This is a genomic window from Nocardiopsis sp. NPDC007018 (assembly GCF_040635075.1).
GTDB lineage: Bacteria > Actinomycetota > Actinomycetes > Streptosporangiales > Streptosporangiaceae > Nocardiopsis.
The window spans coordinates 1-24,779 of the sequence record NZ_JBEYHA010000023.1; the positions used below are offsets into that span (position 1 = coordinate 1).

28 protein-coding genes and 1 pseudogene are annotated in these 24,779 nt (G+C 74.0%); 11 read left to right on the plus strand and 18 right to left on the minus strand.

The annotated features are described in order from the left end of the window. Positions 1–124: 124 nt before the first annotated feature. Positions 125–469 carry a cupin domain-containing protein gene (locus ABZ635_RS14900; RefSeq protein ID WP_357764481.1) on the minus strand — a complete coding sequence of 115 codons (345 nt, stop codon included), beginning with the start codon at positions 467–469 and terminating at the stop codon, positions 125–127. A 136-nt stretch (positions 470–605) separates the two neighbouring features. On the opposite strand from ABZ635_RS14900, the gene ABZ635_RS14905 reads away from it, so the two are divergent. Continuing rightward, positions 606–1,385 carry a creatininase family protein gene (locus ABZ635_RS14905; protein WP_357764484.1) on the plus strand — a complete coding sequence of 260 codons (780 nt, stop codon included), beginning with the start codon at positions 606–608 and terminating at the stop codon, positions 1,383–1,385. A gap of 15 nt (positions 1,386–1,400) precedes the next feature. Here the strand turns inward: ABZ635_RS14905 and ABZ635_RS14910 are convergent. The 9 genes and pseudogenes from ABZ635_RS14910 to ABZ635_RS14950 all read right to left on the minus strand — a co-directional run. Next, positions 1,401–2,294 (minus strand): annotated as a pseudogene (locus ABZ635_RS14910) (lysylphosphatidylglycerol synthase transmembrane domain-containing protein); the annotation flags it as partial. Then, a complete protein-coding gene (locus ABZ635_RS14915; RefSeq protein WP_357764487.1) occupies positions 2,213–3,061 on the minus strand; it encodes an SAM-dependent methyltransferase in 849 nt (282 codons plus the stop codon). The pseudogene ABZ635_RS14910 and the gene ABZ635_RS14915, both read right to left, overlap by 82 nt. A 155-nt stretch (positions 3,062–3,216) precedes the next feature. Beyond that, positions 3,217–4,767: an MFS transporter gene (locus tag ABZ635_RS14920; protein ID WP_357764706.1), complete on the minus strand. Its 1,551-nt coding sequence runs from the start codon at positions 4,765–4,767 to the stop codon at positions 3,217–3,219. A gap of 218 nt (positions 4,768–4,985) precedes the next feature. Next, positions 4,986–6,143: a glycosyltransferase family 4 protein gene (locus ABZ635_RS14925; RefSeq protein ID WP_357764490.1), complete on the minus strand. Its 1,158-nt coding sequence runs from the start codon at positions 6,141–6,143 to the stop codon at positions 4,986–4,988. Beyond that, positions 6,140–6,538: a 6-carboxytetrahydropterin synthase gene (locus ABZ635_RS14930; protein ID WP_357764493.1), complete on the minus strand. Its 399-nt coding sequence runs from the start codon at positions 6,536–6,538 to the stop codon at positions 6,140–6,142. The genes ABZ635_RS14925 and ABZ635_RS14930 overlap by 4 nt, the downstream gene beginning before the upstream one ends. A gap of 37 nt (positions 6,539–6,575) precedes the next feature. Next, positions 6,576–7,553 (minus strand): dehydrogenase, encoded by a 978-nt coding sequence (locus tag ABZ635_RS14935; protein ID WP_357764496.1) that lies wholly within the window; start codon positions 7,551–7,553, stop codon positions 6,576–6,578. 3 nt (positions 7,554–7,556) lie between these two features. Continuing rightward, positions 7,557–8,216 carry a CDP-alcohol phosphatidyltransferase family protein gene (locus ABZ635_RS14940; RefSeq protein ID WP_357764499.1) on the minus strand — a complete coding sequence of 220 codons (660 nt, stop codon included), beginning with the start codon at positions 8,214–8,216 and terminating at the stop codon, positions 7,557–7,559. Beyond that, entirely contained in the window at positions 8,209–8,844 is a 636-nt protein-coding gene (locus tag ABZ635_RS14945) for a GTP cyclohydrolase II (protein WP_357764502.1), read from the minus strand. The genes ABZ635_RS14940 and ABZ635_RS14945 overlap by 8 nt, the downstream gene beginning before the upstream one ends. Positions 8,845–8,902: 58 nt before the next feature. Further along, positions 8,903–9,538, minus strand: coding sequence for a hypothetical protein (locus ABZ635_RS14950; RefSeq protein ID WP_357764709.1), 636 nt, complete (start codon positions 9,536–9,538; stop codon positions 8,903–8,905). A gap of 33 nt (positions 9,539–9,571) precedes the next feature. Between ABZ635_RS14950 and ABZ635_RS14955 the strand changes: the two genes are divergently transcribed. After that, complete coding sequence (locus ABZ635_RS14955; protein ID WP_357764504.1) at positions 9,572–9,931, plus strand: hypothetical protein; 360 nt, start codon at positions 9,572–9,574, stop codon at positions 9,929–9,931. A 77-nt stretch (positions 9,932–10,008) separates the two neighbouring features. Here the strand turns inward: ABZ635_RS14955 and ABZ635_RS14960 are convergent, their stop codons facing one another. Further along, entirely contained in the window at positions 10,009–11,379 is a 1,371-nt protein-coding gene (locus ABZ635_RS14960) for a hypothetical protein (protein ID WP_357764507.1), read from the minus strand. 121 nt (positions 11,380–11,500) lie between these two features. On the opposite strand from ABZ635_RS14960, the gene ABZ635_RS14965 reads away from it, so the two are divergent. The 5 genes from ABZ635_RS14965 (at position 11,501) to ABZ635_RS14985 (ending at position 15,270) form a co-directional block, all read left to right on the plus strand. Continuing rightward, positions 11,501–12,076 carry a hypothetical protein gene (locus tag ABZ635_RS14965; protein WP_357764510.1) on the plus strand — a complete coding sequence of 192 codons (576 nt, stop codon included), beginning with the start codon at positions 11,501–11,503 and terminating at the stop codon, positions 12,074–12,076. 161 nt (positions 12,077–12,237) lie between these two features. Beyond that, the gene (locus ABZ635_RS14970) at positions 12,238–12,804 is read left to right on the plus strand and encodes a sigma-70 family RNA polymerase sigma factor (protein WP_357764513.1); all 567 of its coding nucleotides are present in this window, start codon (positions 12,238–12,240) and stop codon (positions 12,802–12,804) included. 71 nt (positions 12,805–12,875) lie between these two features. Beyond that, complete coding sequence (locus ABZ635_RS14975; protein WP_357764516.1) at positions 12,876–13,490, plus strand: SCO family protein; 615 nt, start codon at positions 12,876–12,878, stop codon at positions 13,488–13,490. Beyond that, positions 13,487–14,719: a Dyp-type peroxidase gene (locus ABZ635_RS14980; RefSeq protein WP_357764519.1), complete on the plus strand. Its 1,233-nt coding sequence runs from the start codon at positions 13,487–13,489 to the stop codon at positions 14,717–14,719. The genes ABZ635_RS14975 and ABZ635_RS14980 overlap by 4 nt, the downstream gene beginning before the upstream one ends. Before the next feature lie 29 nt (positions 14,720–14,748). After that, positions 14,749–15,270 carry a copper chaperone PCu(A)C gene (locus tag ABZ635_RS14985; protein WP_357764522.1) on the plus strand — a complete coding sequence of 174 codons (522 nt, stop codon included), beginning with the start codon at positions 14,749–14,751 and terminating at the stop codon, positions 15,268–15,270. Positions 15,271–15,297: 27 nt separating this feature from the next. On the opposite strand, the gene ABZ635_RS14990 is transcribed toward ABZ635_RS14985, so the two are convergent. Genes ABZ635_RS14990 through ABZ635_RS15000 form a run of 3 tightly spaced genes read right to left on the minus strand, consistent with a single transcriptional unit; the run spans position 15,298 to position 16,992 of the window. Then, complete coding sequence (locus ABZ635_RS14990; RefSeq protein ID WP_357764525.1) at positions 15,298–15,696, minus strand: VOC family protein; 399 nt, start codon at positions 15,694–15,696, stop codon at positions 15,298–15,300. Continuing rightward, a complete protein-coding gene (locus tag ABZ635_RS14995; RefSeq protein ID WP_357764528.1) occupies positions 15,693–15,986 on the minus strand; it encodes a metalloregulator ArsR/SmtB family transcription factor in 294 nt (97 codons plus the stop codon). The genes ABZ635_RS14990 and ABZ635_RS14995 overlap by 4 nt, the downstream gene beginning before the upstream one ends. 55 nt (positions 15,987–16,041) lie before the next feature. Further along, positions 16,042–16,992 (minus strand): LysR family transcriptional regulator, encoded by a 951-nt coding sequence (locus ABZ635_RS15000; RefSeq protein ID WP_357764530.1) that lies wholly within the window; start codon positions 16,990–16,992, stop codon positions 16,042–16,044. 75 nt (positions 16,993–17,067) lie between these two features. Here ABZ635_RS15000 and ABZ635_RS15005 point away from each other — a divergent pair, with 75 nt between their 5' ends. Further along, a complete protein-coding gene (locus tag ABZ635_RS15005; RefSeq protein ID WP_357764533.1) occupies positions 17,068–18,303 on the plus strand; it encodes an MFS transporter in 1,236 nt (411 codons plus the stop codon). A 15-nt stretch (positions 18,304–18,318) separates the two neighbouring features. On the opposite strand, the gene ABZ635_RS15010 is transcribed toward ABZ635_RS15005, so the two are convergent. Continuing rightward, positions 18,319–18,990, minus strand: coding sequence for a lysophospholipid acyltransferase family protein (locus ABZ635_RS15010; protein ID WP_357764536.1), 672 nt, complete (start codon positions 18,988–18,990; stop codon positions 18,319–18,321). Positions 18,991–19,137: 147 nt separating this feature from the next. Then, complete coding sequence (locus tag ABZ635_RS15015) at positions 19,138–20,061, minus strand: serine/threonine dehydratase (protein WP_357764539.1); 924 nt, start codon at positions 20,059–20,061, stop codon at positions 19,138–19,140. A gap of 134 nt (positions 20,062–20,195) precedes the next feature. On the opposite strand from ABZ635_RS15015, the gene ABZ635_RS15020 reads away from it, so the two are divergent. Both ABZ635_RS15020 and ABZ635_RS15025 read left to right on the plus strand, forming a co-directional pair. Then, on the plus strand, positions 20,196–21,113 hold the full coding sequence (locus ABZ635_RS15020) for a LysR family transcriptional regulator (protein WP_357764542.1): 918 nt from the start codon (positions 20,196–20,198) through the stop codon (positions 21,111–21,113). An 83-nt stretch (positions 21,114–21,196) separates the two neighbouring features. After that, positions 21,197–21,607, plus strand: a complete 411-nt coding sequence (locus ABZ635_RS15025) for a VOC family protein (RefSeq protein ID WP_357764545.1) — start codon at positions 21,197–21,199, stop codon at positions 21,605–21,607. A 49-nt stretch (positions 21,608–21,656) separates the two neighbouring features. On the opposite strand, the gene ABZ635_RS15030 is transcribed toward ABZ635_RS15025, so the two are convergent. Then, positions 21,657–22,289, minus strand: coding sequence for a TRIC cation channel family protein (locus ABZ635_RS15030; RefSeq protein WP_357764548.1), 633 nt, complete (start codon positions 22,287–22,289; stop codon positions 21,657–21,659). 243 nt (positions 22,290–22,532) lie between these two features. On the opposite strand from ABZ635_RS15030, the gene ABZ635_RS15035 reads away from it, so the two are divergent. Then, positions 22,533–23,891, plus strand: a complete 1,359-nt coding sequence (locus ABZ635_RS15035; protein ID WP_357764551.1) for an NAD(P)/FAD-dependent oxidoreductase — start codon at positions 22,533–22,535, stop codon at positions 23,889–23,891. Positions 23,892–23,904: 13 nt separating this feature from the next. Here the strand turns inward: ABZ635_RS15035 and ABZ635_RS15040 are convergent, their stop codons facing one another. Further along, positions 23,905–24,726 carry a siderophore-interacting protein gene (locus tag ABZ635_RS15040; protein WP_357764554.1) on the minus strand — a complete coding sequence of 274 codons (822 nt, stop codon included), beginning with the start codon at positions 24,724–24,726 and terminating at the stop codon, positions 23,905–23,907. Positions 24,727–24,779: the final 53 nt, after the last annotated feature.

Sequence of the window (24,779 nt, forward strand, 5' to 3'; positions counted from 1 at the left end):
GTGGCGGTGGTGAGGTCGGCGGCGCGGGCGATCTGGGTGGGGTGGAGGCCGAGCGTGTCTCCGGTGTGGGTGAGGGGGTCGCGGATGTGGGGTGCGCCCCCGGTGGTCGGCGGACGCGACGCGGTCAGTGCGCCGGTACGGACACGCACGCGAGCGTGGTGTCCTCCTCCGCCCGCAGTTCCCCCGGGGAGTCGGCCGGGACGTGCAGGAGGTCGCCGGGTCCCGCCGTGACCGTGCGGTCGGGGGTGCGCAGGATCAGGGACCCGGCGAGGACCACCCACACCTCCTCCCAGGGGGCGGGCAGCGCGGCGGTCGCCCCCCGGTCGAACCGCGCGTAGTAGGCGCTCAGCGGGCCTCCGTCCTCCTTGCCGACCGCCGGGCCGATCCGCACGCGCCCCTCGTCCCAGGCCCGCCACCCCTCGATCCCCTCAGCGGTGAATCCGCGGACCCCGTCACTGTTCCCCGTCACGGCTCCTCCTCGTCGGTGCGAACACGTCCACGGAGACCAGCACACCACCTCAACCCAGGTTGAGGTCAAGGTTCCCCGGCGCGCCCGCCGCGCCGGTGCGCTCCGTCCCGTCGTGACGGCAGGGGAGGATGGGGCCATGGACTTCACCGACCCCCTCCCCGGCAGCACCAGCGAGGAAGAGCGCGCGCGGGGCGCCCGAGTGGCGTTGCTTCCCGTGGGCAGCCTCGAACAGCACGGTCCCCACCTGCCGCTGACCACCGACACCGTCGTCGCCTGCGCCGTGGCGCGCAGCCTGGCCGACGCCCACCCCGGACTGCGCGTCCTGCCGCCGATCAGCTTCGGCTGCTCACACGAACACGAGGCCTGGCCGGGGACGGTGAGCGTCACCGCGCCCACCCTGTACGCGATGGCCTCCGACATCGCGGACTCGCTCAGGGCGGCGGGCACCCCCAAGCTGGTGCTGGTCAACGGGCACGGCGGCAACCACGTGCTGGCCAACCTCGTCCAGGCCTCGCGCGGTGCCATGGCGCTCTTTCCCGGACCGCACGACTGGGAGGCCGCGCGCCGGGCCGCGCGGATGAGCACCACCAACGACCGCGACATGCACGCGGGGGAGCTGGAGACCTCGGTGCTGCTCCACGTGCGACCCGACCTGGTCCGGCCGGGCTACGAGGAGGCCGACCACCTCGCCGACCGGCGTGACCACATGCTCACCACCGGGCTCTCCCGTTACACCCGCACCGGGGTGGTCGGGCAGCCCTCACGCGCCACCGCCACCGAGGGCCGGGATCTTCTGGCCCACCTGGTGACGGCGTTCTCCGGGTACCTCAAGGTGCTCGACCCGCAGCAGCCTCCACAGCAGCACCGCCCCACCGGGAAGGGAGGCGACCAGCGCGAGGAACCCGTACGCCACTGACACGGTCAGCCCGAGGTCGGCGCCGAGCCCGGCCGTTCCGAAGGCCAGCGCCGTCACCGCCTCGCGCGGACCCCAACCGCCCAGGTTGGCCGGGACGGCCATCGCCACCAGGGCCAGGACCAGGAGGGGGAGCAGTGTCGGGGCGGCCTCGGTGACGCCCGCCGCCCGTGCCGCCACCAGGAACAGGACCAGGTGTCCGGCCAACGCCGCCGCCGACAGCACGAGCACGCCCGGGCCGGTCGACCACGTGAACAGACCGGCCCGGGTGTCGGCGACCGTCGCCGACAGCATCCGCCACCAGGCCGCGCCCCGGCGGCGGCCGAGGAGCCAGCCCACCGCCACCACCAGCGCGACCGTGCCGAACACCCCCAGGGAGGCGGTCACCGCCAGCAGCCCGGGGCCCAGGAGCGCGGTGGGCAGCGTGAACAACAGCGCGGCGCAGAGCGCCGCCAGCACCACCTGGCCCGCCATGCGCTCCAGGAGCACCGCCCGCACGGCCCGGGGCAGGTCTGCGGCGGCGCGCCCGTGGGCGACCGCGCGGTGCGCGTCACCCAGGACCCCGCCGGGCAGCACCGCGTTCAGGAAGAGCGAGCGGTAGTAGTCGGCCACGGCACGCGTCCACGGCAGCCGCAGCCCCACCCCGCGCGCCACGACCGCCCAACGGGTCGCGCACAGCGCGGTCGTGACCAGGCCGATTCCCAACGCGGCCACCACCGTGGCCGCGTCGACCGCGCCGAACGCGGAGGTGAGGGCCTCCAGCGGGAACCACCACACGACACCCGCCAGGATCGCCGCCCCGACCAGCGCGCGCGGCCAACCCGCGCGTCTCACGGCGAACCCGTCCCCCCGCCGGGCACCACCAGCAGGTCGTCGTGGTGTACCAGCACACCCAGCTCGCCCCGGTCGCACTCCCCGAGCCTGCGCTCCAGGTACCCGCCCGCGGCGGCGTCCGGGTCCTGCTCCAGAGCGGCCCCGACCCACCCCCGCAACCACGCGCGGACCAGCGGCGCGTGCTCGGGGCCCAGGCGCCAGGGGCTCGGTTGGGTCAGGACCCGGTAGCCCCGCTCCGCGAACGACGCGGCGGCGGCCCCGACCGCGTCCGGCCCCAGGCGACCGCCGCGCCGCTGGTGGGCGTTGAAGGCCTCCGTCAGCGCCGCGTCCTCGCGCTCGCCGGGGAAGAACTCCACCCGCCCGGTCACCGACAGGGTGAACAGCGCGGGGCACCCGGCGGCGGCGACGGCCCCGACGACGGCGTCCAGCTCCTCGCGTGTGAGCAGGTCGAGCAGGGCCGACCCGGTGACCAGGTCGATCCCGGCCAGGTCGTCGCCGGACAGGGTCCCCACCTCGCGCAGGCACATCCGTGCGCTCACCCGGGCGCCGTCCGCGGAGACGGCGGGCAGGCGGGCCCCGGCCGTCGACAACAGCCCGGGGTCGCGGTCGTAGAGCGTCCAGTGCTGGGGGCCGGGCAGCCGGGGCGCCAACCAGCGCCCCTGGGACCCGGCGCCGCAGCCGAGGTCGGCGATTCCGACCGGGCGCGCCGGTGCGCCCCGGGAGGACAGCAGGCCGCGCAGCGGGGCCAGGGAGCCGGGGGAGCGGGCCCCGGAGTCGGCCTCCTCGCGCAGGGCCAGCCACCCCGGGTCGAACACGGGCGGCGGGTTCTCGGACACTGGGCTCATCGGGACCCCTCCCGGTGGAGTACGGCCGTCAGCGGACGGTCGCCTCCTTCCAGGGTGCCAGTTCCACCGCGCACGGGAGGGCCGATCCGGGAAGCCTTTGCCCGGATCTGTCTCCCCTTCCCCTCACGGCCCCGGCGGGACCGCCACCGGGGCGCTCAGGACGAGAGGGCGCCCTCGCCGCGCCGGTGTGCCGACTCCGGGTCCTCGTCCTCGGCCGCGGGCGGCTCCATGTCCACGGTGTCGCGCAGCCGGACCCGGGGCAGGAAGAGCGCCACGACCAGACCGACCACGGCGATCCCCGCGGCGACCAGGAAGATGTCGCCGGTGGAGCTGCCGTAGGCGCCCTCCACGATCTCGCGCAGGAAGGGCGGCATGCCCGCCAGGTCAAGGGTGGAGCCGTCCGCGCCTCCGGCGGGGATCTCCACACCCGAGGCGGCCAGGCCGTCGGTCACGTTCGTGCTCACCCGGTTGGCCAGGATCGCGCCGAGCACGGACACGCCGATGGTGCCGCCCAGGGACCGGAAGAACGTGATCGCCCCGCTGGCGGCCCCGAGTTCGCGCAGCGGGACCGAGTTCTGGACCACCAGCACCAGGTTCTGCATGGACAGGCCCACGCCCACGCCGACCCCCAGCATGCCCAGCGACACCACGTACAGGGAGGTGGTCGCGTCGATGGTGGACAGCAGCAGGAAGCCGAGCGTCAGGAACACCAGCCCGGTGACGACGTAGGACTTCACCCGCCCCGAGCGGGAGACCATCCACCCGGAGACGGTGGAGGAGAGCATCATGCCGAGCATCAGCGGGGTGGTCAGCAGCCCGGCGGCGGTCGGTGAGTAGCCGCGGGCCAGCTGGAAGTACTGGCCGAGGAAGACCGCTCCGCCGAACATCGCCATGCCGACCGCGACGCTGGCCACGATCGCGATCATCGGTTCGCGGCGCAGCACCAGGTGCAGCGGGATGACGGGTTCCGCGACGCGGTTCTCCACCCACACGGCGGCGGCCAGCAGGGCGAGCCCGCCGGTGACCATGGCCCCGGTCTGCCAGGAGGCCCACGCGAAGCTGCCGCCGACGAAGGTCACCCACAGCAGGATGGTGCTGACACCCGCGGCGATCAGCGTGGCACCGACGTAGTCCACGCGTGCGTCGGTGCGGCGTTCCTCCACCAGGTGCAGGGTGCGGGTGAGCACGACCAGGGCGACCAGCATGAACGGGACGCCGATGAAGAAGCACCAGCGCCAGCCGAGCCAGGAGGAGTCGGTGAGGGCTCCGCCGATCAGCGGGCCGCCGACGGTGGCCACGGCCATGATGGCGCCGATGATCCCGTTGAAGCGGCCGCGCTCCTTGGGGCTCACCAGCGCCGCGATGGTGGCCTGGACCAGGACCTGGGAGGCGCCCATGCCGAGCCCCTGGAGCGCGCGGAAGGCGATGAGTTGTTCGGTGTTCTGGGCGAACCCGCTCAACAGTGAGGCCACGATGAACAGCACGATCGAGATCTGGAGCAGCCGCTTCTTCGGGAAGAGGTCGGCGAGCTTGCCCCAGACCGGTGTGGAGGCGGTGGACGCCAGCAGGGTCGCGGTGACCACCCAGGTGTACTGGGACTGGGTTCCCTGGAGGGAACCGAGGATCTGGGGCAGCGCGACCGAGACGATCGTGCCGCTGAGCATCGTCACGCCGAGGACGATCAGCAGCCCGCTCAGGGTGCGCATGATCGGTGTGCGTGCGGTGCCCTGGGACTGGGTGGTGCTCAAGGCTGGCCTCTGGTGAACGAGTGACGGGTGCGGGCGCGCAGGTGGGGGAGTTCTGCTGGGGAGGCAAAAATGCATCGTAAGAATTTTTGCACCCTATGCACGGTACCACCGGGTCCGACACCGGGACAGGAACCGGTCGGAGAACCCCGTCACACGGGTGACCCGCACCGGAACCGTCAGCGGCCCAGCGCCGCCGCCAGCTCCCGGGCCGCCTCGGGCCACCGCGTCAGCCCCTCCCGCCGCAGCCGCGCCGCCACCCGCAGGCCCGACCGCAGACCGGGATCGGTCAGCCAGCCCCGGAGCACCCGCTCCAGCGCCACCGCGTCCTCCGGGGGGACCAGCACCCCGGGCAGCCGACCGTCCGGCGCCCGCCCCAGGGCCTCGGGGACACCGCCCACCCGGGTGGCCACCACCGGCACGCCCCGCGCCAGCGCCTCGGTCACGACCATCCCGTAGGTCTCCGCGCGCGAGGGCAGCACCAGCAGGTCGGCCGAGGCGTAGGCGTCCTCCAGCTCCGGCCCGGTCACCGGACCGGTGAAGCGCACCCGCCCCGCGAGGGCGCCGGGCAGCGGGGGAGGTGTGCCCGGCCCCGCGCACACGCACTCCCACCCGAGCCCCACCAGCGGTGCGAGGGCGTCGAACAGCACGTCGTGGCCCTTGCGCGGGGTCAGCGAGGCCACACACAACAGCCGCGGCACCCGCCCCGAACCGGCCTCGAAACCGCTCCCGGGCGCCAGCCGGGCCGCCTCCACCCCCGGCCGCACCACCGCCACGCGGTCCTTGGCCAGACCGTGGTGCGCGACCAGCCGCCGCGCCGCCCACGCGCTCGTGGCCACCACACCGTCGACGCACCGCAGCGCGGCCCCCTCACGGGCGTCGAGATCGCGGGCCTCCACCTCCGCCAGCCCCGTCTCGTCGGCCAGGGGCAGGTGCACCAGCACGTGGAGCCGGAGGCGTCGCGCGCACGGCACCACCACCTCGGGCAGCGCGCACGCCACCAGCCCGTCGACCAGCACACGCGCGCCCTCGGGGGCCCCGGCCAGGACGGAGCCCAGCGCGCGGGCGCCGTCCTGGCCGGGACGCGGCCAGGCGCCCGGCACCGTCACCACCCGCACCGGGGGGCCTGACGGTTCCCCGCCTCCGCACACCCCCGCGCCGTCCGGCGCCGGTCCTCCGATCGTTCCGTGCGCGCCGTTGGACCGCCCCTGCCGGGCCGTCGCGCCCAGTACCGCCTCCAGGGCCCGCGCGATCCTGCGGTCGTAGGTGTGCCCGCCGCTGGGCGCGCTCGCCTCGGGCACGACGAAGAGCACCGGCGCGGGCTCCGAGGCGCTCACAGCTCCCGTTCGTAGGAGGCCCAGGCCACGTGCGACTCGTGCAGGGTCACCGCGACCGACGCCAACCCCGCCGCGTGCGGTCCCAGCGCACCGGCGCCGATCCGCTCCGCCAGACGGTCGGCGACCACCCGGGCCAGGAACTCCGTCGTGGTGTTGCTCCCCGCGAACTCCGGCACCTCGTCCAGGTTGCGGTAGTTGAGTTCGGCCACCACCGCGGCCAGCTCCCGGGTGGCGGCGCCGATGTCCGCGACGACGCCGTCGGGGTCGAGCTCCGGGCGGCGCAGGGTGGCGTCCACCACGAAGGTCGCCCCGTGCAGGGCCTGCGCGGGGCCGAAGACCTCCCCCCGGAAGCTGTGCGCGACCATCAGGTGGTCCCGGACGGTGACACTGAACATGCGGACTCCCCAGGCTCGTCAGGATCGGTCGGTACGGTCAGGTCTCGTAGACGACGCGGTGGCACAGGGCGGACAGCTCCCCGGCGGCCAGTCTCGGAAGCAGGGAGGGCAGCTCCTCGAAGGGGCTCTCCCCGGTCAGGAGCGCGTCGAAGGCGGGGTCCTCCAACAGGCGCAGCGCCAGGCTGAGGCGCTCGGAGTGGTCGTAGCGCGAGCGCCGGGCCGGGGAGATCATGCCGACCTGGCTGGCCCGGACGCCCAGCCGGTGCGAGTGGAAGTCCTCACCGAGCGGCAGGATCACCCTCCGGTCCCCGTACCAGCTCAGCTCCACCACCTCGCCCTCCACGTGCAGCAGCCTGAGGGAGCGGACCAGCCCCGCCTCGGTGGCGCTCGTGTGGAAGACCAGGTCGCGCCCGCCCTCGGCCTCCTCGGGGCGGGCGAAGTCCACCCCCAGGCGGTCCGCGACGGCGGCGCGCCCGGGGTCCACGTCCACCAGCTGGACGCGGGTTCCCGGTACCTGGGCCAGCAGGCGCGCCACACAACAGCCCACCATGCCCGCGCCGACCACCGTCACCCGGTCGCCCACCAGTGGAGCGGCGTCCCAGAGCGCGTTGATCGCGGTCTCCACCGTGCCCGCCAGCACCGCCCGGGCGGCCGGTACCGCGTCGGGAACCACCGACACCGCCGACGCGGGCACCACGAACCGGGTCTGGTGGGGGAACAGGGTGAACACCGTGCGCCCCGCCAACTCCCCGGGCCCCTCCTCGACGACCCCCACGTTCAGGTACCCGTACTTGAGTGGACCGGGGAAGTCACCCTCCTGGTAGGGGGCCCGCATCACCCCGTACTGGTTGGGCGGCACACCGCCGCCGAACACCAGCGTCTCGGTCCCCCGGCTGATGCCCGATCCCAGCGAGCGCACCAGCACCTCGTCGGGGCCGGGAGCGGGCAGCTCCACCTCCCGGATCTCGCCGACACCGGGGGAGCGCACCCAAAAAGCCCGAGCCGTCCGTCCCATCCGTCACCTCTTCCTCTCGGTGGTCGTGGCCCCGGGGGCACGCGCCCTCCACAGCCCCACCACGTCACGTCCGAACGACCACAGCAGGGCGGCCAGCGCCGTCGCCGTCACGGCCTCCGCCGCACCGAGCGGCAGGACGCCGGACGCGACCACGGTCAACACGATCCCCTGCGCGGCGGCCACGGTCTTGCGCGCCGTGCTCGGCGGCAACGGGCCCCGCAGCCACGGCGCCGTGAGGGCGGCGGCCCCGAACAGGTACCGCATCGCCCCGATCAACAGGACCCAGGCTCCCAGCACCCCGGAGGCGTACACACTCAGGGCCAGGATGAGGAACGCGTCGGCCTCCATGTCGAACCGGGCCCCGAAGTCCGACTCCGTGCGCGTGCCCCGGGCCACCCGCCCGTCCACCCAGTCCAGAACCAGGGCGACCGAGGCCACCGCCACCACCGGCCCCGCCGGGCCGCCCTCGGCCACCAGCACCGTCACCGCGCCGATGAGGCCGACCCGCACCAGCGTGACCAGGTCAGCCGGGCCCAGCGGCCACCGCTGGTGGCGGCGGACCGCCACCACCAGCGCCACGCCCACGAGCGACACGTACAGAACGGCCGCCGCCCAGCCCCGCGCGCCGGGCCAGTCGACGGCCCAGGAGGCCGGGTCAGCCACCCGCCCTCCTCGCGTCACCGTTCAGGTGGGGGAGGTCGTGCCCCAGACGGTCGCGCTTGGCGGTCAGGTAGCGGGCGTTGTGCTGGTGCGCGGCGACCAGCAGCGGAACCCGCGAGGCCACCCGCACCCCGTGGGCCTCCAGAGCCAGCACCTTGGCGGGGTTGTTGGACAGCAATCGCACCGAACGCACGCCCCGGTGCCGCAGCACCCGAGCGGCGGGGCCGTAGTCGCGCACGTCCACGGGCAGGCCCAGTTCCGTGGCCGAGTCGACGGTGTCCAACCCACGCTCGTCCTGGAGCACCTGGGTGCGCACCTTGTTCACCAGGCCGATCCCGCGTCCCTCGTGGCCGCGCAGGTACACGAACACGCCCCGGCCCTCGGTGAGGATCGTGGCCAGGGCCGCGTCGAGTTGGTCGCCGCACTCACAGCGCAGCGCCCCGAACACGTCACCGGTGACGCACTCGGAGTGCACCCGGACCAGCACCTCCTCGCCGTTCCCCAGTTCGCCCGTGACCAGGGCCAGATGCTCCCGGCCGTCGACCGGGTCGCGGAAGGCCACGCAGCGGAACGTGCCGCCGCGTACGACGAGGTCGGACTCGGCCACCGCCTCCAGAGAATGCTCCGTCATGTGTCCCTCTCCGATGAGGTTGCGCCCTGACCAGGTCAGTGCCCGTCCGACGCGTCGACTACACGGGGCCGGTCAACTCATCCGGGAGGTCCACCCGGATCTCCCCGCCCAGGGAGAAGCCGCCCTCCAGCTCCAGGGAGTCCCCACTCCAGAACCGCCCCGGGTCGTAGTAGCCCGGCCGCTTCCCTCGGGACAGCAGCCCCATCTCCTCGTAGGTGAGGGCCATGACCTCGGCGCAGTAGGCGGTCTCCAACCGGCGTTCGCGGGCCCGGCCGCCGAACGGCATCCGGCCCAGCGCCCACCGTCCGGCCAGCTGCGCGGTCGAGGGGAAGGGCGTGCCGTTCAGCCGGGCGACCATCCGCAGCGCGGCGTCCTCCATCGGCCGGTCGGCCAGGGGTTCGAGCTGGCGCAGCCAGGCCTGTTGCCCGTACCGGCGCCCCCACACGAGGACGGCGTCGCGCAGGTCGTGCAGCTGCACCCCGCGCTGGTGGGCGCCGGTCCACATGTCCACCAGGGACCGGCCGAGTTCGGCGTGCCACATCAGCGGCGGGAGGTCGTCCACCACGACGGACATGCCCACGTGGTTCACCGGGCTGTTGGTGGTGAGCTGGATGGCCCGGTCGGGCACGCTCGTGCCCCGGAACACCCACACGTCACCGGTTCTGGTCAGGTCGACGGCCGCGTCCAGGTCCATGCTCGTGTCTGCCACAGGCACTAGCCTAAGAGCATGAAGTGGTGGAAGGCCTTGGGTGTGGCCGCCTTCGTGGGTGTGGCGGCCACCGGAGTGGCGATCGCGCGGGCCGAACGTGAGCGCCGTGCCTACACCCCCGAACAGGTCAGGGACCGTCTGCACGCCCGGGTCGCCGAGGTCGACCGGGCCCGTGGCGCCGAGGGCGATGGCGCGGAGGGTGGCGCGCCCGGTCCGCCCCCGGGCGGCCCGCGACGCGCGCTGGGGGCGGCGCGCGCCCGTCTGGGCGCGCTCCGGGCCCGGGTCCGGAGCGTCCGTCCCCCGGCCGCCTTCGCCCGTCGGCTCCGGGGGGAGCGGCACACCCCCGAGGAGACGCCCGGCCAGTCCCAGGTGTACTGACCTCTCGGGTCAAGTACACCTGGCACGTGCGGCCCCCGTCCGCGCCGCGCACCCGTCCCCGTGCCCGGAGCGCGCGGTCACAGGGGGGTGGTCAGGTGCCCGACCCGCTCCAACAGGGTGATGTGGTCGGTGCCCAACGACTCCAGGAACGCCAGCACGTCGCGGTGCGGGACCCGGTGCAGCGGGGCGCTGGTGCGCAGCAGACCCACCCGGGACACGCCCTCGCCCCCGCCCAGACGAGAGGAGGGGGTCGCGGGCGGGTCCACGCGGTACAGACGCCAGGCGCTGCCTCGCGGAGCGGAGGCGAGCAGCAGCGTGGGCCGCCGCCACACGATCAGCGCCCACCCCTTGGGCCCCTCGGCGTGCACGAGGACGGGACCGGTGTCCTCCTCCAGCAGTTCGGCGACCCGCGCGGCGACCGGTACCGGATTGGTGAAGGCCCCTCGCACCCGGTGCAGGCCCGCATCGGACTCCAGGCTCCAGCCCGCCTCCTCCAACTCGGCGGTCACCTCCGACAGGCGGGGGTCGTCGGCGGTGGCGCCGACTCGCGGAGTGGGCTCGGGCGAGGGGTCGGCGGGGACGACCAGGCCCAGCTCCAGGGCGGCTCCCGACACGGCCGTGCGGGTCAGCGCTGCCAGGCCCGACCCGCAGGTCAGCGCGGAACGCCGATCGCCCGCGCACCACTCGACCAGGCCGCCGTGCGCCGGGAAACCCTCCGCCACGAGGTATGCGTCCGCCACCACGCCCGCCTCGGCCAGCGACCGTACGGCGTCCTCCCGGTCCTGGTCGGCCCAGGACCCGGGAACGCCCAGCCGTACACGGGACGGGGACAGCCGCCCGGTGAGGGCGGCCAGCGCCGGGGCGTCGTACCCGCGCAGGGGCGCGTGCAGGGTGAGTTCGTCGACGGGCCCCTCGGGCAGCTGGTCGACGAGCGGAGCCTCCAGGTTGTGCACCACCCGGACGGGGGTCTCCAGGGGCCGGGTGAGCAGTAGGTCCTCCAGCCGGTCGGCCAGGGCGGCGAGCCGCTCGGCCAGGGCGGCGGGCAGGTCGAGGTCGCTCGCGCAGGCGGACATCCAGGCGCCGAGTTCGGCCAGCGCCCACGGGACCCCGTCCGGTCCGCCGCGCAGCACCGTCCAGACCCGTTCGCCACCGGAGGGCGGTCCGGAGCCGAAGGCGGCCACCACGTGTTCGTCTCCCAGCAACAGGGCCAGGTCGGGTACGGGCCGGTCGACCAACGCGTACACGCGGTCCGGTCGCCGCACGAGTGCCTCCTCGTCGGCGGTGCCGAGCACCGTGACCGCCGCGCCCAGATCCTGGGCGGCGGGCACCAGCTCGCGTTCGAGGGCGGAGAGATCCACCACCCTTCCGACCAGCAGGAACTCACGCAGCGGAGCCTCGTCGGTGCGGGCTGTCCACTCATGCAGCAGGGTGAGCGGGGAGACGGACACGGGCGACCTCTGTTCTCACGCCGGGGACGCCAGCGAGCATAACGGAGGACGGTCCGGCGGTTCGGGTGATCCCCCACCCCCGTGCCCGAGGCCGACCGGAGGGTGCGACGATGTGGGGACCATGTCCGACAGCGAACAGTGCCGACCACTGCGCGCCGGGGTGTTCACCCTGGTGTGCGTGAGCCTGTCCGCGATCGGCCACACGGTCAGCTCCGGACACGACGTCCCGGTTCCCGGGCTCCTGGTCGGTACCGCCGTGGTCCTCGCCGTGGCCTGGGCCCTCACGGGACGCAGGCACGGCCCCGGGATGCTCACCGCGTGGATGCTGTGGGGCCAGCTCGCCCTGCACGTCACCTTCTCCGCCACACAGGAGGCGGGCGGCGGGCACGCCGACCACACCGGGGCGGCCCTGGTCTCCCAGGACCCCATGCCCGCCTGGGCCATGATCCTCATGCACCTGGTGATGGCGCTGGTCAGCGCCTTCTGGCTGCACCGGGGCGAGAACGCCCTCTTCGCCTTCCTGCGCTTCATGGCGCTGACGCTGGTCCCCCTGCTCCTGGTGGTCGGCGCCGTCACCGTGGAGAGGACCTCCTCCCCGGCCCGGTACCGCGCCGCCGACCAGCGTCCCCCGGCCCGGGCTCCCTACCTGCGCCACTCCCGGGTCCTGCGCGGCCCGCCGCACGTTCCGGCCGCCTGACCGAGCCCTTGAGGGGCCGGGGGCCCACCCCCGTATCCGTCAGGCCGCCCTCGGTGTCCCGCGGTGCCCACGGCACCGCCTGCCCGGAACGGCCCCGCGGCCCGCGTCGCCCCACGGCGGCGCGGCGGCCGCGTGGGCGGCGACAGAAAGTCCCGATCCGCATGACCCGAAGTGAGGGGCGCTCCGACGCCCACACGCACTCCGACCTGTCCCGGCTGGCCCTGCGCGCCCGCGCCGGCGCCCCCGGGGCACTGGACGCCCTGTTCACCCTGACCCGCTCCGACGTGGTGCGCTACATCGCGCGCCGGGTCGAGCCCGCCTGGGTCGAGGACCTCACCCAGGAGACCTTCCACCGGGCCCTGCGCGGACTGCCCCGCTACGCCGGACGCGCCCCGGTGCGCGCCTGGCTGCTGTCCGTGGCGCGGCACACCGTCGCCGACCGCTACCGCGACCGGGAGCGCTCGCCGCGCACCGAACCGGTCGACGACTGGGAGCGGGCGCTCGGTCCCGGTTCCGCGGAGCCGGGAAGGTTCGACGAGTACCTGGCCCTGGTCTCCCTGCTGGAGGCCCTGCCCGAGGACCGGCGCACCGCCTTCGTCCTCACCCAGGTCCAGCGCCTTCCGTACGCCGAGGTCGCCGCGCTCACCGGCGTCCCGATCGGCACGGTCCGCTCGCGGGTGGCCCGGGGCCGCCGCGACCTGGCCCGCCTGCTCCGGGAGGCGGCGTGAAGGCCCCGCCTCCTCCCGCCGCGCCCCCCGCGTCCCCGACCCGACCGCACCGTCCCGTGAGGAACCGACCGATGAAGAACCGACGCCGGGCCCCCGTACGCTCCCTGGTGCTCGCCGCCGCCCTGCTGGGCGCCACCGCCTGCGGGGGACCCGACCTGGCCGGGGCCGAGCACTACCTCGACCTCTCCGACCAGCCCATGGCCGCGTCGGGTGTCGGGTTGACCACCGTCGACGGTGAGCCCTGGGGGTTCGCCGACGTGGCCGACGACCGGCTGACACTGCTGTTCTTCGGGTACACGAGCTGCCCCGACGTGTGCCCCATGACCATGGCCGAGATCAACCTCGCCCTGGAGCAGGCCGGGGACGACGCCGACCGCTTCGACGTCGTGATGGTGAGCAGCGACCCCGAACGGGACACCGACGAGCAGCTGCGCACCTGGCTGGACCGGTTCGACCCGGACTTCCAGGGGGTGCGCGGGGACGTGGACGACACGGTGCGGGCGGCCCTGGACTACGGCATCCCGATCGAGGCTCCCGAGGTCACCGAGGGCGAGTACCTGGTCTCGCACGGAGGCCGCGTCCTGGTCCTGACCCCCGGCGGTGAGGCGGCGGGCATGTTCGACGAAGGGGTGGGTGCCGACGACATCGCCCCGCTGCTGCCCGTGCTCGCCTCGGAACTGCTGTGAGCGCCGGAACCGGGGTCTCCCGTAGGGGGCTCCTGTCCGGGCTGGGCGCCGCCGGAGCGGCGGGCCTGGCCGCAGGGGGTCTGCTGGGAGTGGGCGCCGCCCGCGCCCTGGACGTCGGGGACCCGGCCCGGGACCTCACCCTGTCCCTGGGCGGTCCCGAGGACGGTCGTCCGCCGGCGCTGCTCACCCCGACTCCCGCCCACGTTCACGTGGTCGCCGTGGACCTGGCGGCGGAAGAACCCGAGGAGGTGTCAGAGCTGGCGCGGGAGGTCCTGTCCGTGTGGGGGGAACACGCCTTCGACCTGCACGAACGGGGTCTGTCCGCGCTCGGAGCCGAGGCGCCCGCCCAGGGGCTGCACCCGGCCTCGCTGGGTGTCACCCTGGGGCTGGGTGCGGGACTGCTCGACCGGGCCGGACTCGGAGACCGGCGCCCCGCGCCCCTGGAGGACCTGCCCGCGTTCGCGGCCGACCGGCTCGACCCCGACCAGTGCGGGGGAGACCTCATGCTGCACGTGGGAGCCGAGGACCCGCTCGTGGTCAGCGCCGCCGTGGACCACCTGCTCGGACTGGTCCGGGACCGGGCCACGGTGCGCTGGTCGCTGCCCGGGTTCCAGCGGGCGGCCGCGACGGCGCGGGACCCCTCGGCCACCCCGCGCAACCTCATGGGCCAGGTCGACGGCACGGTCAACCCCGACCCGGCCGAGGCGCGGTTCGGGCCGCAGGTCCTGGCCTCACACACCGACCCCGCCACCGCCTGGATGGACGGTGGCACCTACGTGGTGGTGCGCCGGGTCCGCATGTTCCTGGACGCGTGGTCGGACCTGGCTCCCACGGACCGGGAGCGGGTGATCGGACGCCGACTGTCGGACGGCGCCCCCCTGGGCGGGGAGCGGGAGAACGACCTTCCCGACCTGGCCGCCCGGGACGGGGACGGAAACCCGGTCATCCCCGCCGACGCCCACATCCGCCTGGCCAGCCCGGAACGCACCCTGGGCGCCCGCATGCTCCGGCGCGGATTCAACTACGACCTCGGCTGGCGGGAAGGCCGACGCGACGCCGGGCTGCTGTTCACCGCCTGGCAGGCCGACCCCCGTGCCGGGTTCACCGCCGTCCAGCGCGAACTCGACGAGGGCGGCGACGCCCTCAACGCCTTCGTCAGCCACGAGGGGAGCGCCGTCTTCGCGGTGCCCCCGGCCCACGATCCCCACCCCGCCGCCACCCTGTGGTGACGCGGCCCGACCGGACTCAGGACCCCATCATGAAGACCCGCACCGCGACCCTGCTGGCCCTGGCCCTGCTCGCCACGGGATGTTCCTCCGGCACGACCGTCCAGGAGGCCGCCGCGCCCGCTCCCGAACGGGGCGGGGCCGAGGCGGACGCCCTCATCGTCGAGGACGCCTGGATGCCCGAACCCGCCAACCCGGAGGTCGGCGTGGTCTACCTGGCGGTCACCAACACCGCTGACACGGACGACGCCGTCACGGGTGTGCGCACCGACGCCTCGCCCGACGCCGAGCTGTGTACCACCGAGACCACGGAGTCGGGCGCCTCCGTCATGCGCACCCTCGGCGAGATCCCGGTCCCGGCCGGGGGCACCACCACCTTCGTGGACGGCGGCTACCACGTGATGGTCAACGACATCCCCGAGCCGCTCTCGGTCGGGGACTCCGTCGCCGTCACCCTGGACTTCTCCAGCGGTACCGAGGTCGTGCTCGACGTGCCCGTCCTGGAGATGACGGCCCCGGCCACGGAGGAGGCGGACCACGGAGCACACCACTGACCACGGGAGCGCCCTCCCGTGCCCGGGTCAGCCCGCGTGGACGATCTGAATGAGGTTGCCGCAGGTGTCGTCGAGCACCGCGGTGGTCACCGGTCCCATGGTGAGGGGCTCCTGGGTGAAGGTGACCCCGAGGTCGCGCAGGCGCTCGTACTCGGCCTGGACGTCGTCCACGGCGAACTGGGTCGCCGGGATGCCGTCGTTGACCAGGGCGGTCCGGTAGGGCCCCACGGCCGGGTGGCCCGAGGGCTCCAGCAGGAGTTCGGCGCCCTCGGGGTCCTCCGGGGAGACCACGGTCAGCCAGCGGTTCTCGCCCTCCGGTCCGCCCAGGGGCACGTCGTGCTTCTTCTCGAACCCCAGCACGTTCGTGTAGAAGTCCAGGGCCTGGACCTGGCTGTCGACGAAGACGCTGTTGATGTGAATCCTCATGACGGCTTCTCCCCTTGGTCGGGTCCGGGCCACCGCTCGACGATGTGCCGCAGCGGTGCCGGGTTCATGGTGTGGAACTTGTAACGCCCCTCGCGCCTGCTCTCGACCAGGCCCGCCTCCTCCAGTACCGCGAGGTGCTGGGAGACGGCCTGGCGCGACATGCCGAGCTGGTGCCGGGTGATCAGTCGTGTGCAGAGCTCGAACAGGGTCTGCCCCGATCGCTCGCTCAGCTCGTCGAGGATCAGGCGCCGGGTCGGATCGGCCAGGGCCTTGAACAGATCGTCGGACACGCGCCCACTATAGGCAAGCTATGACTTGCCTATCAAGTCGTGAACTGGTGTTTTGTCAGCCCTTGACCTTCGTGGAAGGGGAGTCGCACACACCGGCCAGGAGGGAGGCCAGCGCCGTCAGTTGCGGACCGGTGCGGTCGGTGCGCCAGACCAGCCCGAGCTGCGACCGCTCGGTCATCCCCTCCACCGAGAGGCAGCGCAGGTCCGCTCGGGTGATCTGCTCGGCCAGCGGGCGGCACACCAGCATGGCGTGCGCACCGGACGCGACCAGGGCCAACCCCTCCTGCACGGTGCGCACGCCCGTCGCCGAACGGATCGGGACGCCCGCCGGGGTGGTGGGAGGTACCCGCGCGGCCGTCCAGTACCCGGGAGCGTCGCCCGCCGGACGCACCAGGTCGAACCCGGCCAACTCCTCCACCCCGATCCGACCCGCGGGCGCGGACGGATGCGAGGCGGCCACCGTCAGGAACTGCTCCTGCGGGGGGAAGCGAAAGCCCACGGTCAGTTCGCTCTCGTGCGAGGGCAGCTCCACCAGCGCCGCGTCCAACCGACCTTCCAGAACGTCCGCGAACGGCGACCCCAGCGGGATCTCGCTCAGCGCGACCGTGACGCCGTGCCCCTCCCGCAGCAGCCGGAAGGCCTCGGCGACCTCGACGTGGACACTGCCGTGGAACCCGATGCGCAGCTCCCGCAGCGACCCGCGCATCGCCCGGTCCCGAGCGCGGGTGAAGGCCGCGGCCAGGGACTCGTAGGCGGGTCGTACCTCGTCCACGAACTGGGCGCCGAACCGCGTCAGCGCCACCCGCCTGCTGGTGCGTTCCACCAACCGCGCCCCGATCCGGCGTTCGAGGGCGGCGACGAGCTGGCTGGCCCGGCTGGGGGAGTAGCCCAGGCGCTCGGCGGTGCGCCCGAAGTGCAGCTCCTCGGACAGCACGACCAGGCATTCGATCTGCTGGACGTGGACCTGGTTCAACGTACCGTTCGGGGACGTGCGCGCACTCGCCATATCGTTGAGCCTAGTTCAACGATCGCTGAGCGGATCGTCGTTGTTCGCCGCACCGGGGCCCGCTTGGCTGGCCCCATGAGTACCACCGCGTCGTCATCGACGCCTCCCACACCGCCACCGGCCGACCACACCCGTCGCCCGGTCACGCCGAACACCACGCCACGACAGTGGACGTCGGTCGCGGTGCTGTCCCTGAGCACCTTCGTCGTCGTCACCTCCGAGATGCTGCCGGTCGGCGTCCTCACCCCGATGGCCGAGGGACTGGACGTCTCCACGGGGGCCGCCGGTTCCAGTCTCACCGTCACCGGCCTGGTCGCCGCCGTCACGGCCCCGCTGGTGCCGCGCCTGCTCGGCGGGCTCGACCGGCGCGCCGTGCTGGCGGCCGCCATGGTCGTGCTCGCCCTCGGCAACCTGCTGACCTCCCTGGCGGCGGACTTCGGCCCGCTCGTGGCCTCCCGGGTACTCCTCGGAGCGGGCATGGGTGCGGTCTGGGGACTGGCGGCGGCGGTCGCGCTCCGACTGGTGGCCCCGCGCCACGCCGCGCTGGCGGTCTCCCTCACGGTCAGCGGCGTCGCGGCGGCCTCCGTGGCGGGGGTCCCCGTGGGCACCGTGGTCGGCGACGCCCTGGGCTGGCGCGCCGCCTTCGCCCTGCTCGCGGCGGCCGCCGTGCTCCTGGCCCTGGCGCTGCTGGCCGCACTGCCGCGACTGCCCCGGCCCGCCACCGCGCACCCCGCAGGGGGACGCCCGCCCGCCCTGGCCACACCGCCGGTTCTGGTCGGTCTGGGCGCGGTGGTGTTGCTGGTCACGGCGCACTTCGCCGCCTACACCTACGTACGGCCGGTACTGGAGGAGCGTGCCGGGCTCGGCGCCTCCGCCGTGGCCCTGGTCCTGCTGGTGTACGGCCTGTTCGGGCTGGTGGGCAACTTCGCGGCCGGTGCGGCGGCGGCCCGGCGACAGAGGGCGACCCTCGTCGTCCTGGCCGCGGGGATCGCCGCCGCCGTGGCACTCCTGGCCCTGCTCGGCACGGTTCCCGTCGCGGCGGGTCTGGCCGTCGCCCTGTGGGGACTGGCCTACGGCGGGGTGTCGGTGGCGGGCCAGATCTGGATGACTCGCGCCGCCCCGGACCGCGTCGAACAGGCCACGGGCCTGTACGTGGGCGCCTTCACCGCCGCCATCGCCCTGGGCGCGCTGGTCGGTGGGAGCGTGGTGGGGGTCGTGGGCGTCACCTGGCTGCTCTGGTGCGCCGCCGCCCTCGCCGTGACATCGCTCGTGGTGGGGCTGCTGGGCCCGGGGCCGCGCGCCCGCGGCTGACCCGGCCCCAGCGCCCTACTCCTCGCCCCGAAAGTCGTTGTACCCGTCGGCCCGCTCCTGGCCGGACAGCGCGTGGATGGCGTCCATGACCTCGTCGGTGATGACCCGGCGGGCCTTGCCGGGCGCCATGCTGTCGAAACCGGTCGAGAAGTCCATGGGCTCGCCGAAGCGCACGGTGAACGGGTGGGGGCGCGGCATGCTGGCTCCGATCGGCTGCACCCGCTGGGTGCCCGACACCGCCACCGGCACGATCGGCGCCTTGGACTCCAGGGCCAGGTGGGCCACGCCGGTCCGGCCCCTGTAGAGGCGGCCGTCGCGGGAGCGGGTGCCCTCGGGGTAGACCACGCAGGCCTCGCCCTTGTTGAGGCGGTCCAGCATCATGTCCAGCGACATCATGGCGTCGCGGGCGTTGCCGCGCCGCACGGGCATGGCGCCCAGGGAACCGAACACCGTCCTGGTGACGTACCCCTTGACCCCGGTGCCCTCGAAGTAGTCCGACTTGGCCAGGAACCGGACGGGGCGCTGGGTGACCGACAGCGGGATGACCACGCTGTCCACGAACGACAGGTGGTTGCTGGCCAACAGGACCGCGCCGGTGGCCGGGACGTTCTCACGGCCCTCGATGGTCGGTCGGCACAGGGTCCGGGCGAGGACCGCCGCGGTCTGCCGCAACGCACCGTAGAGCACGTGTTCTCCCTTTTGTTGTCGGACGGAGCCGACCTCAATGTAAGGGTGACTCACCGGTAACGATGACCTGTCGCACAGGGAGTGCGCCACGTCACGTACGCACCGAAAAGGGGAGGAACCGGCTCGGATCAGTGCAGGTGGCGGGGGTCAGCCGTGCAGTCGCCAGTCAGCGTTGGCGCCGCACACCACCAGACACGGGTGGTCGCCGGGCACGCGCCCGGCCAGCCAGGCGGCGAACGGGACGGCGGCGGCGGGCTCGGCGGCGATGCGGAACTCCTTCCACAGGCGGGTCTGCGCGTCGATGATCTCGGCGTCGTCGACGAGGACGGGAATCACCGTGTTCGCGCGCAGCACCTCGAAGGGCACCCTGCCCAGGGTGGCCGCGCCCAGCGCCGAGGAGGCCACCGAGTCCACGGGGGTGCTGACCGGGTGCCCGGCCGCCAGCGCGGCGTGCAGGCTCTGGCAGCCCTCGGGCTCGACCCCGACGACCTCGCGGCCGCCCGCGCCCAGCCGCACCCCGGCGACCAGCCCGCCTCCGCCCACGGCGACCACGATCGAGTCGCACTCGGGGGCGTCGGCGGCGATCTCCAGCCCGAGCGTGCCCTGACCGGCGACGACCAGGGCGTCGTCGAAGGCGTGCAGGTAGCGCACGCCCTCGGCCTCCGCGCGTGTCCGCGCGGCCTCGGCGGCCTGGGCGTACTCCTCGCCGACCCGGACGATCTCGGCGCCGGTGTCCGCGAGCGGCTCGGCCTTGGCCTCGGGCACGGTCTCGGGGACGTAGACGGTGGCGTGCATGCCCAGCAGGCTCGCGGCGGTGGCAACGCCCAGGCCGTGGTTGCCGCCGGAGGCGGTGACGACCCGGTCCGTGGGCTCCCCGCCGAGCAGGGCGTTGAGGGCGCCGCGCAGCTTGAAGGCGCCCGTGCGCTGGAGGTGCTCCAGTTTCAGGGTGAGGGGGCGGCCGTCGATCTCGGCACGCATGACCGGGGTCCGCCGGGCGTACGGTGCGATGCGTTCGGCGGCGGCGCGGACGTCGGTGGCCGTGGGCACGGCGGGCGCGGTCGTGGTGCTCATGGTCCCACTCTGCCGCTACTGACCATTAACTTAAAGTTGGGCCTGCTAAAGATCATGAAGCAAAACTTTGTGTCAGACTTTGTCCGGTACGGCGGTGTCGTGCCTGGCGGGAAGCGTGGGAAGGGGGTGGGCGCGTGCTGGACGCCAACCGGGTGCGCGTGCTCGTGGAGGTCGCGCGCGCCGGATCGATCGCGGCCGCCGCCGAACGGCTCTCCTTCACCCCGCCCGCGCTCTCCCAGCAGCTCACCAAACTCGAACGCGAGGTCGGCTGCCGACTGGTGGAGCGCGGCCGCACCGGAGCCGTCCTGACCCGGGCGGGCGAGGTCCTGCTCGAACACGGCGAACGGGTCCTGGGCGAGCTGCGCGACGCCGAGACCGCCGTCCGCGCCGTCGCCGGCGAACGGGCCGACCGCCTCGCCCTGGGAGCCTTCGCCAGCGCGGGCAAGGTCCTGCTCCCCGGCGCGCTCGCCGCCTTCGGACACGAGCACCCCCACGTGCGGCTGTCGTTGTCCGACATCGAGCCGCCCGACGGGTTCGGACTGGTCACCTCCGGCGACCTCGACCTGCTCATCACCCACCGCTACCCCGGGGTGCCGATGCCGCGCGCGGGCGGACTGCACCGCGAACGCCTCCTGGTCGACCCGCTCAGGGTGGTGGCGCCCATCGGCCACCCCGTCGCGGACACCGAACCCTCCCTGGCGGACCTGGCCGACGAGGAGTGGATCTGCGGCGCCCCCGGCATCCACAACCGCGTCAGCCTGGACACCGCCGCCGAGGCGGCCGGGGTGACCCTGACCGTCGCCTACGAGACCCGCGACTACGAGGTCGCCCTCGCGCTCATCACGGCGGGGGTGGGAGTGGCGCTCCTGCCCCAGAGCGTCCTCGACGCCTCGCACAACGGCGGATGGGTCAGTCGGCCCCTGAGCGGCACCCACCTGGCCAGGGAGATCTACGCCGTACACCGTCCCCGCCCGCCCGAACCGGTCCCCGACATGGTCGCCACCCTGCGCCGCACCGCGGTCCGGAGCCCGCGAACCCGAGAGGCCCGATGAGTTCGGCCGCCGACGGGGGTCGGTAGGTGTGAACACGCGCCGCGCGAACGTACGCGGCGCCCGAGCGAAGGACGGAACCCGCCATGACCACACCCGCGCCACTCTTCGAGATCGCCCTGCCCATCGCCGACCGGAGGCGGGCGATGGACTTCTACCAGGAGGCCTTCGGATTCGCGGCTCTGGGAGAGCCCGCCGAGGACGGCGTGCCCGAACCCCTGCGCCTGCGGGTGAACGATCACGCCGTGCTCACACTGATCCCCGCCGACGGGCTGGCCTGGGTCCTCGGCGAGAGCCGCCGGGTGGCCCGGCCCGGCACCAACGAGTGTCTGATGACCAGGACGCTCACCACCGAGTCGGCCGTCGACGACCTGATGGAGCGGGTCGGCGCGGCCGGGGGAGAGGTCGTCACCCCGGCCGAGCGGCAGCCCTGGGGGTACTCGGGCGTGTGCGCGGACCCCGACGGCCACCTCTGGCAGGTCACCCTGGAGGGCTGAACCGAGCGCCCGGACCCGCCCCGAACCCCGTCGCACCGGGGCGTCCCGGCTAGAGCGGCGGGGCGCCGGGCGGGCTCGGGGCGTTCCAGCGGTACCGCAGGGCCAGGATGCGCATGGTGAAGCACAGCAGGGCACCCACCACCGCGATCCAGCCGGGTCCGAACCCGGTCAGGTCCACGACCACGACGAACACCGCCCCGATCATCGCCGGGATGGCGTACAGGTGCGAGTTGGCGCTGAGCACCGTCGGCACGCGGTTGAGCAGCACGTCCCGGATGGTGCCGCCGCCCACGCCCGTGATGACGCCCAGCAGTACCGCCTGGAGCGGGCCGAACCCGAACTCCAGGGCCTTGGTCGCCCCGATCACCGCGAACAGGCTGAGCCCCGCCGCGTCGAACACCAGGATGGGTTTGTTCAGGTGGGTGAGCTGACGGCTGAGGAAGAACGCCAGTGTGCCTCCGGCCAGAGCCGTCACCAGGTACCGCCAGTCCTGGAAGGTGGCGGGGGTCTCACCCAGCAGGACGTCGCGGATGATGCCGCCGCCGAGGGCGGTCACCATCCCGAGCACCATGACACCGACGATGTCGACCCGCGCGGTGCGGATCGCGGTGAGGGAGCCGTCCAGCGCGAACGCGAAGATTCCCAGGAGGTCGAGGAGGAGCAACAGTTCGAGCGTGGACATGGCGGCGCGAGGGTCCTTCGGGCGAGACGAGGTGCGAGGCGGCACCGAGCGGACCACCGACCGGCTATTCCATCACGTCCGGGAGGGTGGTGCGCTCCGCCCGGCGGCGCGCCGCGGTACGAGGGCCCCGGCCGCGTGGCGGGGCGGAGCCGAGCGGGTTCTCCGGGCGTGTCGGTTCCCCGCCGCCACGCCGATGGCCGACCATCGGGGAGTGAGACACCGGACCACGGCGGAGCGAGGCACATGGAACACCTGGACGCGATCGTGATCGGTATGGGACCGGGCGGGGAGACGGTCGCCGACCGTCTGCTCACCGCCGGACGCCGGGTGGCGTTGGTCGAACGCGACCTCGTCGGCGGCGAGTGCGCCTACTGGGCCTGCGTCCCCACCAAGACCCTGCTGCGCACACCCGAGGTGCGGGCCGAGGCGGACGGCGCCGCCGGGGTCGGTGACGCCGCCCTGGACTGGCCTGCCCTGCGCGCCTACCGGGACCAGATGATCCGGCACCTGGACGACTCCGGGCAGGTCGACGGGTACGAGGAGCGCGGCGCCCTGGTCCTGCGCGGCGACGCCCGGATCGTGGGCCGCGACCCCTGGCGGGTGGCGGTCGGCGACGCCGAGTACACCGCCGACCACGTGGTCGTGGCCACCGGCTCGGGGGTGCTCGTCCCGCCTATCGGCGGGCTGGAGGACCTGGGGCCGGACGTGCTGTGGACCAACCGCGAGGCCACCACCCTCACCGAGATCCCCGGGAGCGCCCTCGTGGTCGGGGGCAGCGCCGTCGGGGTCGAGATCGGCCAGTTCCTGGCCCGGATGGGAACCCGGGTCACCGTCGTCCAGCGCGGACCCCGGCTGCTGGACCGCGAGGAACCCCGCCTGTGCGAGCTGGTCAGCGACCAGTTCGACCGCGACGGCGTCAGCGTGCGGCTGAACAGCGAGGTCGTCTCCGTGACCGGGGACGGCGACGGCGTGCTCGCCGAACTGACCGGCGGCGACCGGGTACGCGCGGACGTGATGGTGCTGGCCACCGGGCGCGTCCCGCGCGGCGACCAGCTCGGCCTGGCCGAGCTCGGGGTGGAGCTCGACCGCTCGGCGCTGCCGGTGGACGACCGCTGCCGGGTCGCCCCCGGGCTGTGGGCGGTGGGCGACGTCACCGCCCGGTCGATGTTCACCCACGTCGCCAAGTACCAGGGCCGGGTGGTCAGCGCCAACATCCTCGGCGGGAACCGGGTGGCCGACTACACCGGGGTCCCCAGGGTGGTGTTCGCCCAACCGGAGATCGCCGCGGTGGGGCTCACCTCGGCCCAGGCCCGGGACCGGGGGATCGACACGGCGACCTCCGAGACGGACCTGCCCTCGGTGCTGGCCCGGCCCTGGACCATGGAGACCGACCCGCGCGGCACGCTGGGGCTGGTCGCCGACCGCGGACGCGGGGTGCTGGTGGGGGCCTGGGCGTTCGGGCCGCAGGCCGCGGAGTGGATTCACACCGCCGCGCTCGCCGTGCGCATGGAGCTTCCGGTCGCCGCGCTACGGGACACCATCCCGCAGTTCCCGACCTTCAACGAGGGCTACCTGATCGCCCTGGAGGCCCTGGACCTGTGAGGCGGGGCCGGGGTCAGGGCCGCGCGCCGAGCGCGGCGGCCTCCTCGGCCTCCACACTCTGGTTCCACTCCGGCTTGGAGGCCTGCCAGCCGTCCTCGTCGCGGCCCAACCGCCAGTAGCCGGAGACCGAGAGGTGCTCCTTGGGCACGGCGAGCTCCACCCGCAGCAGGCGCCGGAGGTCGCGGACGAAGTGCGCCTCCCCGTGCACGAAGGCCCGCACCTGACCGGGAGGGAACTCCAGGGCACGCACCGCCGGGACCAGCAGGGACCCCGGTGCCGCGCCGTGGCGGTGCAGCCAGGTCACCCGTACGTCGGAGCCGGAGGAGAGCGGCTGTTCGTCGGCGGGGGTGTCGACCTCGACGAACACGTGGGCCATGGCGCCCTCGGGCAGGGCCGCCACGCTCGCGGCGATCGCGGGCAGCGCGCTCTCGTCTCCGGCCAGCAGGTGCCAGTCGGCCTCCGGAACGGGCGCGTACCCGCCACCGGGGCCGAGGAAGCGGAGTCGGTCGCCCGGACGCGCCCCCGCCGCCCACACCCCGGCCAGGCCGACCTCGCCGTGGTACACGAAGTCGATCGTCAGTTCGCGGGCACCGGCGTCCCAGGAGCGCACCGTGAAGGTGCGGGTGACCGGCCACTCCTCACGGGGGCGCTCGGCCCGGACCGTGTCGATGTCGTAGGGCTCGGGGTCGTCGGGCGACGGCGCCGGGAACAGCAGCTTCACGTAGCTGTCCGTCCAGCCGGCCGTGGCGAACCCGGACAACCCCTCACCGCCCAGGACCACGCGGACCATGTGCGGGGTCAGGCGCTCCACGCGCTCGACCCGCCCGGTGTGCACGGTCCTTCTCGGACGCTCCCGCCGCTCCGTCACGACTCCCCCACTCTCTTGAG